Source organism: Actinoplanes palleronii, from assembly GCF_016862315.1.
Taxonomy (GTDB): domain Bacteria; phylum Actinomycetota; class Actinomycetes; order Mycobacteriales; family Micromonosporaceae; genus Actinoplanes; species Actinoplanes palleronii.
In genome coordinates, this window is sequence record NZ_BOMS01000154.1 from 1 (window position 1) to 5,587 (window position 5,587).

The window sequence follows — 5,587 nt, forward strand, 5'->3', positions numbered from 1 at the left end:
GGGTGGGCACGGAAAAAACCCGGTCACCCGAAGTGCGCGGCCACCACGTGCTCGGCGATCGCCAGCGACGACGTCGCCGCCGGTGAGGGCGCGTTGCGGACGGCCGTGATCGGGCCGAGCCGGTGGATCCGGAAGTCGTCGACGAGGCTGCCGTCGCGGTCCAGGGCCTGGGCGCGCACCCCGGCGCCGGACCGGTACACATCGGACGCGTGGATCTCCGGGACGTACCGCATCGCCTCGGCCATGTAGCTGCTCTTGGAGAGCGAGCCGCGGACCTCCTTGATCCCGGTGCGCCAGTGCTGGCGGGCCATCTTCCAGCTGCCCGGCCAGGCGGCGATCCCGGCCAGGTCACGCAGCGACAGGTCGGAGCGCCGGTAGCCCTCCCGCGCGGTGGCCAGCACCGCGTTCGGGCCGACCTCGACCACGCCGGTGACCCGCCGGGTGAAGTGCACGCCGAGGAACGGGTACCGCGGGTCCGGTACCGGGTAGATCATGCCGCGGACCAGGTCCGCCTTCTCCGGCTTCACCCGCATGTACTCGCCGCGGAACGGGACGATGATCGGTTCCGGACGGTCACCGGCGAGCTTGGCGACCTGATCGCTGTGGATGCCGGCGCAGACGATCAGCTGGTCGACCACCACACGGCGGTCACCCGAGGTGATCTCGGTCTTCCCGGCGTGCGTCGTGATGCCGTCCACCGGCCAGTTCAGCCGGACCTCGCCCCCGGCGGCGACGATGTCGTCGGCGAACGAGCGCGCGATCCGCGGGAAGTCGGTGATCGCGGTCTCCGGCGAGTGCAACGCGGCGAGGCCGGCGGCGTGCGGCTCGATCTCGCGGATCGCGGTGTGGTCGACCCGGCGCAGCCCGGGCACCTCGTTCTCCCGGGCCCGCTTCTCCAGGGCGTCGAGCCGGGCCATCTCGTCGACCCGGACCGCGACCACGAGCTTGCCGCACTCGTCGTACGCAATCTTGTGGTCCTGGCAGTATTCCTTGAGCAGTGACCGCCCGCGCGTGCACAGCTGCGCCTTCAGGCTGCCCGGCGGGTAGTAGATGCCGGCGTGCACCACCCCGGAGTTGTGCCCGGTCTGGTGCTGGGCGACGGCGTCCTCCTTCTCCAGCACCACGACCCGGGTGCCCGGCCGCCGCAGGGTGATCTCCCGGCCGATCGCCAGCCCGACGATGCCGGCGCCCACGATCCCGATGGTCTCGTCAGCCATCATTCCTCGCCTCTCTGCAGCGGTCGCCTCGACCTTGGTATACAACCGCATCCCCCCGGCGCCTCGGATCACCGGGGCGCGGACCGGCTGCCGTTCTTCACCGCGTACATCGCCGCGTCGGCGCTGCGCAGCAGCAGGTCAGGATCGCTGTCGCCGGCCCGGGCCAGCGCGGTGCCCACGCTCGCACCGACCGCCAGCGCGACACCGTCGACGAGGCACGGCTGCCGGACCGCGACCACCACCCGCTCGGTCAGCGCGGCCAGGTCCTCGGCGAGCGGGTCGGCCAGCACCACGGCGAACTCGTCCCCGCCGAGCCGGGCGATGGTGTCGGTCTCCCGCAGACAGGACCGCAGCCGCCCGGCGACGTGCCGCAGCAGCGCGTCGCCGGCCGCGTGCCCGTAGTCGTCGTTGATCGGCTTGAACTTGTCCAGGTCGAGCAGCATCACCGCGACCGGCCGGTCCACGGCGGCGCTGTCCCGGTCCACGGTGGCGTTGTTCCGACCCGCGGCGGCGCTGTCCCGGAACGCGGTGGCGCTGTCCCGACCCGCGGCGGCGCTGGTCCGGAACGCCTCGGCCAGCCGCTCGTGGAACAGCGCCCGGTTCGCCAGCCCGGTCAGACTGTCCTGATAGGCCAGGTCGTGGAGCCGCGCGGCGAGCGCGTCCCGTTCGGCGAGCGCGCCGCGCAGCACCGACCCGGTCTCCCGCAGCTCGGCCACCGTGACGTCCAGCTCGCGGAGCAGTCGCGCGTTGTCGGCGAACGACGCCACCTGCCGCATCACCACCACGGCCGTGCTCAGGCTCGCACCGGCCAGCACCGCGATCGACTGCGCGTCCATCCCGCGGTCCACCGACACCCGGACCAGCAGCACGAACGTGCACGCCACCGCCAGGTACGGCAGCACGCTGTACGGCCGGCGGGGCCGGTGCGGGTCCGCGGCGTCCCGTTCCGGTTGCAGCCACTGCAGCCAGATCGCCGCCGTCATCAGGGAGTCGCCGACCGCGCTCACCGCCAGCATCGCGTGGCCGGTCCCGCCGGCCGCCGCGGACGGGGCCCAGACCCCGATGACACCGCCGATCACCGCGGCCCCGCCACCCAGCAGCCCGGTGTACGGCCCGAACGGCGGCCGCCCGGCGATCAGCAGTTTCGCCACCGCGAACACCGCCACCAGCATGGCGACCGGGCCGGTCAGCACGTTCAGCAGTCCCGGCGGCGAGTCGTCGACGGTGGTGAAGTACCAGGCGAACGCGGTCGAACAGATCATCACGGTGGCCATGTCGAGCCAGAAGCAGAAACGCTCCTGCCCGGAGCGGATCCGCAGCGGATAGGTGGACAGCACACCCACCACGACGACGGTGCCCACCCCGACGACCGTGACCGAGACCGGCCCGAGCACGAGCTGCTGCGGGCCGCGGGCCGTCACGAACTGCACCAGGTAGCCGACGCCGCTGGTCACCGCACTGAAGCAGATCGCCCACCAGAACCGGCGGGCCGGGTCGCCCCGCCGCAGCCGCCGGACCAGGCGCCGCGCCGCGACCAGCGTCCCGGCGCTGAACGCGATCGAGGTGAGCCAGCTCAGCCGGGCGGCGGCGATCAGCGACAGCGGGGCGAACGCCACCACCAGGACGACGACGGTGATGACCGCGGCCAGGCCGGCCAGCAGCATCGTCCCGTCACGCTCGAGGTGAATGCGCGGAGCCTTCGACATCCCGCCTCCTGGCTGGGGGTTGCCCTCCAGAATTCCGGATGCCGGCGGCGCGGCGCCCCGGAACGGCCAGATCGAGCCGGGGGCAGGTGGTCAGGGCCGGTCAGGGCCGGGGCGAGCCGGGCCGGGCCGAGCGGAGCCGAGCGGAGCCGGGCGGGCCGGGGCGGTCAGGGGCGGGCCGGGGCGGTCAGGGGCGGTCAGGGCCGGGGCGAGCCCGGCAGCTGACCGTCCAGCAACGGGCGGTCAGAGGCGAGGCAGCTGGCCGTCCAGCAACGGGCGGGCGGTGGTCACGACCGCGTTGGCGCCGGGCCGGTCGGGCACTCCGGTCTGCACGTCGAGGAAGCCGGTCGGGTGCTCGATGCGCAGCACCGCCGCCGCACCCGTGCGCAACCCCACCCCACCCGTGCGCAACCCCACCGCGGCCGTGCGCAGCCCCACCACCCTGGCCGGCCGGCTCATCTGGGCCGCCACGCTGCCGGGCAGAGCCGCCGCCGCGGCCACGCTCAGCGCGGACCGGAACCCGATCGCGGGCTGCACCCGGCCACGCACGACCATCCGGACGCACAACCCTCCCCCGGCGACCGGTGGCGCCAGCAGGCACAGTTCCGGCACCTCCCGATCCGTCATCACGGCGCCGAGCCCGAGCAGCCGCCCGGCTCGCAGCCGCAACGCTTCGAGGGCGGCGCGGAGCCGGTCGTCGTACTCGAGGCGGGCCGGCGTCTCGTATCCGGTCACCCCGAGCACGGCGGCCGCGACCAGCACCACCGGCACACCAGCGCCGATCAGCCGGGCCGGCACGCCGCCGCCGATCAGGCTGGCCGGCACGCCGCCCAGGTCGTCGACCACTCGGCCGGTCGGCAGCAGCGCGGCATCCGCGCCATCCGCGAACTCGATCAGCACCCGGGCCGCGGTGCCCGGCACGCCGCTGATCGCGGTGTCGCCCGCATAACCCCCGCCCGGCACGTCCGGCACGTGGACGGTCACCACCACACCGGTCTCCGCCATCCGGACCCGCACCGGAACCGACCCGGCTCCATCACCCGCCCCGGCTCCCGCTCCAGATCCGGCGCCCGCTGCCACCAGCCCGCGTTCCAGCGCGAACACTCCGGCCCCGGCCAGCAGCCCGGCCCGGTCGGCCGCGCCACCAGGGAACTCGCAGTCGACATCCACCCCCGGCTCCGCGGACCGGCCCACCACCACCGCCGTCACGTCCACCGCGTCGAAGGCCGCGGGCAGCTCCCCGGCGCGGAAATACGCCCCCTGAACCGTGCCACTGCGGATCACCAGCACCGAGACTCCGGACCGAACCAGCATGCCGTCTCCCCCTCCACCGCGAGTGTCACCCGCGCCGATGATTGTTGACAATCCTGTGAGCGCTGGGAAGACTTCCGGGCATCGATCGGCCCATCGATCCGACATCAACCCACATCGGCCCGACCACCGGCCCGCCCATCGATCCCCCCGTCGATCAACCCACCGGCCCGCCCATCGATCGACCCATCGATCCACCCGGAGCTGCGCGGTCCGGGATCGCTCCGGCATGATGAGGGGCCCGGCACAAGCAACGACAGGAAGTCGACGAGTACAGATGGCGTCTGATCACGACACCGACCGGCGAGCGGCGCGCGTCACCGCCCCGAGCACGGCGACCCAGGCCAGGGACACCCTGCGCGACGCCATCCTCCGCGGTGAATACCTGCCCGGCGAGCGCCTGGTCGAGGCGCAGCTCTGCGAGCGTCTCGAGGCGAGCCGGTTCAACGTCCGGGCGGCCCTGCAGGACCTCGCCGCCGAAGGCCTGGTCGAGGTGCAGCGCAACCGGGGTGCGCACGTCCGCAAGGTGTCGATGGCCGAGGCCGTCGAGATCACCGAGGTGCGGATGGTGGTCGAGGGCCTGATCGCGGCGCGCGCGGCCGAGCGGGTCGAGCCCGACCAGGCCACCGAGCTGGACGAGATCGGCGTGCTGATGCGGCGCGCGGTCGAGGCCGGCGAGTACCGCCGCTACAGCGACCTCAACGTCCGCCTCCACGCGCTGATCCGCCAGATCGCGGAGCACCGCACGGCCGACCGGATCGTCGAGACCCTGCGCGGCCAGCTGGTCCGCCACCAGTACATGCTGTCGCTGCTGCCCGGCCGCCCGCAGACCTCACTGCCGCAGCACGAGCGGATCATCGCGGCCATCCGCGACCACGACCCCAAGGCCGCCGAGGGCGCGATGCGCGAACACATCGCCAGCGTGATCGAGGCATTGCGCGGCATGGACCACTTCGGCCCCGCCTGAAGGACGAACGCAGAACGCCCGTCGCGCCGATCCGCACAGCCACCCGGAATGCGATCGCCCGGCCCCGCAGCCGCCCGGAATGCTGTCGCCCGATCTCCGCAGGCGCCCGGAATGCTGTCGCCCGATCTCCGCAGGCGGCCCGCTCCGGGTTGCCGGCAGCGGCGAGCAGCCCGGCGCACCACCAGCCACGCAACATCCGCGCCCTGGGGGCGGCCGGCCCAGCTGGTGCTCACGGTGGCATCAAGGCCGCCGATGCAACCACCAGCACCAGCCAGACACGACGAGCTGGCCCTGACGGCCCCTATCCACCCGCCATAAGGACCACCAGCACCAGCCGAGCGCGCCGCAACACCACGTCCCGTGTCTTGCGTGGGGAATTCAGGTGCGCA

General features: G+C 73.4%; 4 protein-coding genes. 1 reads left to right on the forward strand and 3 read right to left on the reverse strand.

Annotated features, from left to right (window positions below):
- Window positions 1-23 precede the first annotated feature (23 nt).
- The 3 genes from lhgD to Apa02nite_RS43785 all read right to left on the reverse strand — a co-directional run bounded on the left by lhgD (window position 24) and on the right by Apa02nite_RS43785 (window position 4,234).
- Window positions 24-1,220, reverse strand: coding sequence for an L-2-hydroxyglutarate dehydrogenase (lhgD, locus tag Apa02nite_RS43775; RefSeq protein WP_239164976.1), 1,197 nt, complete (start codon window positions 1,218-1,220; stop codon window positions 24-26).
- 65 nt (window positions 1,221-1,285) lie between these two features.
- On the reverse strand, window positions 1,286-2,923 hold the full coding sequence (locus Apa02nite_RS43780) for a GGDEF domain-containing protein (RefSeq protein ID WP_203830388.1): 1,638 nt from the start codon (window positions 2,921-2,923) through the stop codon (window positions 1,286-1,288).
- 240 nt (window positions 2,924-3,163) lie between these two features.
- On the reverse strand, window positions 3,164-4,234 hold the full coding sequence (locus Apa02nite_RS43785) for a PrpF domain-containing protein (protein ID WP_203830389.1): 1,071 nt from the start codon (window positions 4,232-4,234) through the stop codon (window positions 3,164-3,166).
- A 274-nt stretch (window positions 4,235-4,508) separates the two neighbouring features.
- On the opposite strand from Apa02nite_RS43785, the gene Apa02nite_RS43790 reads away from it, so the two are divergent.
- Window positions 4,509-5,198 carry a GntR family transcriptional regulator gene (locus tag Apa02nite_RS43790; protein WP_083972579.1) on the forward strand — a complete coding sequence of 230 codons (690 nt, stop codon included), beginning with the start codon at window positions 4,509-4,511 and terminating at the stop codon, window positions 5,196-5,198.
- The last annotated feature ends 389 nt before the right edge of the window (window positions 5,199-5,587 follow it).